At 55.4% G+C, this 2,236-nt stretch carries 2 protein-coding genes; both read right to left on the bottom strand.

Annotated features, from left to right (window positions below; all coding sequences use genetic code 11):
• The coding region (locus AC1D1Z_RS36560; protein ID WP_477853705.1) for an IS30 family transposase at positions 1 to 934 on the bottom strand (934 nt) is incomplete at its 3' end.
• A 202-nt stretch (positions 935 to 1,136) separates the two neighbouring features.
• The gene (ppa, locus tag AC1D1Z_RS36555) at positions 1,137 to 1,670 is read right to left on the bottom strand and encodes an inorganic diphosphatase (protein ID WP_477853703.1); all 534 of its coding nucleotides are present in this window, start codon (positions 1,668 to 1,670) and stop codon (positions 1,137 to 1,139) included.
• Positions 1,671 to 2,236 lie beyond the last annotated feature (566 nt).

The raw sequence follows: 2,236 nt of genomic DNA, 5'->3' as shown, positions 1-2,236 counted from the left end.
GTTGATCGTTGACATGACGCGTGAGGTGGAGAAGGTCGCGTTGCGACACAACTGCCAGATCTGTGGTGCCTGGCATGAAGCGTCGAATGCGCTTGTTGGTGTTCTCGACGGTCCCTTTTTGCCAAGGCGCACTTGGGTCGCAAAACCAACTGCACGCACCGATCCCTTCTTCCAAAGCCCTAAACCCGGCAAACTCGGTACCGCGATCGAATGTGAAGCTTTGACGCGCGAACGCCGGTAAAGGAGAAAACGCTCTGATGATCTTGTCCATGATTGGGCGCGAGTGCCGGCTCGGATTCTTGATGAGAACGGTATAGCGGCTCTTGCGCTCCACGAGAGTGGTGACATTGGCATGCCCGAGTGGGCGATCGAAGATGAGGAGGTCGCCCTCCCAATGGCCAAACCGTGATCTATCTCCAACAAAATCAGGCCGTTGGGATATGCGGTGCGTGGCTGGAAACGCACCGTCGCGCGGCTTCCTGGAGCGCATTGGACGACGTTTTCGGCGTGCCTCTGGTAGATACTGATAGAGACCAAGCCCATAATCTTCCTTGCTGTAGATGAAGCGATAGATTGTCTCCTTGMAAACGCGAATACGACTGAGGCCGTCCGACAGCAGGCGTCCGGCAATCTGTTCCGGCGACCAGCGAGCCTCCAACTGGTTGATGATCTCTGTGCGCAACGTCGAGTGGCGCCGCAGCTTTCTCAGCCGGCGACGTCGGTCCTTGGCAGTATCGTTCGCAACGGTGCTGTAATAACCGTCATAGTCCGGTAGTTCGCGATCGCGAAACGTGTTGCGTCGGATCTCGCGATAGATCGTCGAACGATGACGGCCAAGCTGACGTGCCATCTCGTTTACCGGAACTTTTGCCGCCACCATGTGATGCAGGCGTCGGCGATCGGCGAGGGTGATCTGCGTATAGCATCGAGACATGCCAAAATCTCCAAAGTGAAGCCATTGAAATTACTGGCATGTCGCACTTGGAAATAGAATGTACCCGGCTACATAAAGAAGTGGCGTAAGCATACTTATGGAACTATGGGCCAGTGCTTGGTTATTGGTTGTCCATAATCCTGTGACTTAGCCTGCTCCGCTTCGGCCGTCGACGACCCCTCGCGGGTCTCCCGATTGCCAATCAGGTTTTCGAATTGTAGCGGCCGGCCGCCTCAAGAATCATCTTTTTGGCGACATTGACGTCCTTCCAGCCGGCTATCTTCACCCACTCGCCGGGCTTCAGATCTTTGTAGTACGAGAAGAAGTACTCGATCTGCTTCAGGGAGATTTCCGGCAGGTCGGTGTAGTCCCTAACCTTGTCGTAGAGGCGCGTCAAATTCGCCATCGGCACGGCGATTATCTTCTCGTCCTTGCGACCATTCTCTTCCATGACCAGAACACCTATCGGACGCACATTTATAACGCAGCGCTCAACGAGTGGTCGAGTGTCTACTATCAGGACGTCGATCGAATCGCCATCTTCTGACATCGTGTGCGGCACAAAGCCATAATTGCCCGGATAGGCCATCGGCGTGGAGAGGAAGCGTTCGACGACGAGTGCACCGGATTCCTTGTTCATTTTATACTCAATCGGCTGGCCGCCGGCCGGCACCTCGACAATGACATTCACGTCGTCCGGCGGGTTCTTGCCAATCGAAATCGAGTCGATACGCATGGGGGCTCCTTTGGTGAATGTTGACGCGCAGGCACGCAGGTACTCTCACGACGACGGTCCAAGCATGATCCACGTCATCCGTCCTGTCGTCAGCCAGCCTTCCAGTTCAGCCGGTTGGCTATCAGGTGATTGGCCACCGCGTGGTTAGAGAGCGTCGAGTCGTCAAGGTGTCTCGGTCGGTCCTAGCACTCGTCGTGCCAAGCCGATTGCGCGGTGATTAGCTGGCGGATTTCGGGGGGAATCGGGTTGGCTAGTAGTCGACAGTGCGACAGCTTTGTCAGGTTTGCGACACGGGTGGCTGCATGCGCTTGGCAGGGGTGCAACACTGCTTGCGAGATTTTTAACCGCAAACGATTTCGCTAGAGCACCGCGCCGCTTTCCATTGCCAGCATTTGCATCAAGTGCGGCTCATTCGACCAAGAATTGCTTGCACATTGGCGCTTCTATTCCGCGGCCTCTTCAGGACCCTCACGACATATGTACGACATTGTCGTCACCTTTGTCGGCTTCGTGACACGCTTTAGGATTCTTCGGTCCGGTATTTTATCCCTCTAAGTGTTTGCGGG

The sequence above is a fragment of the Rhizobium sp. P1_E1 genome, from assembly GCF_056406015.1.
Note: the sequence above shows the minus strand (reverse complement) of the source record. Positions and strands in the feature narration are given on the sequence as shown.